Source organism: Pseudomonas putida (assembly GCF_002906855.1).
GTDB lineage: Bacteria > Pseudomonadota > Gammaproteobacteria > Pseudomonadales > Pseudomonadaceae > Aquipseudomonas > Aquipseudomonas putida_N.
In genome coordinates this window covers 1-361 of sequence record NZ_MINI01000027.1, presented here as the reverse complement: position 1 = coordinate 361, position 361 = coordinate 1, and the positions used below count along the sequence as shown (strand labels likewise).

Below are 361 nucleotides of genomic sequence, written 5' to 3'. Positions count from 1 at the left end.
AGCCGTCTGCGGCCAGGACCAGCGTGCCGTAGGTGCCGGTGTAAGTACCGGCCATTACCGGACCACCAGCCACGCGGTCAGCACCTTGGGCATCATTGGTCAGCACATTCCCGGTCAGCTCGACATGCTGTTCGGTTGCCGTCACAGCGTTGCTGTCGTCCACCGCCTTCGGCACATCATCGACGATGTTCACGTCCAGGCTACCGGTGGCGGTGCTGCCATCGACATCTTTGGCGACCACGTCGAAGTGCTCGCTGATGCTGTTCGCGCCAGCGCCGTCCGGGTGGCTTTCGTTGCCAGTCAGGGTGTAGCTGTAGCTCACCACCCCGGTGCTGGGGTTGTAGCCGGTGATGGTCAGGGT

1 protein-coding gene is annotated in these 361 nt (G+C 63.2%); it reads right to left on the bottom strand.

Annotation, left to right across the window (positions count from 1 at the left end; all coding sequences use genetic code 11):
• On the bottom strand, positions 1–361 hold a 361-nt coding region (locus BGP85_RS00295), incomplete at both ends, for a hypothetical protein (protein WP_146048954.1).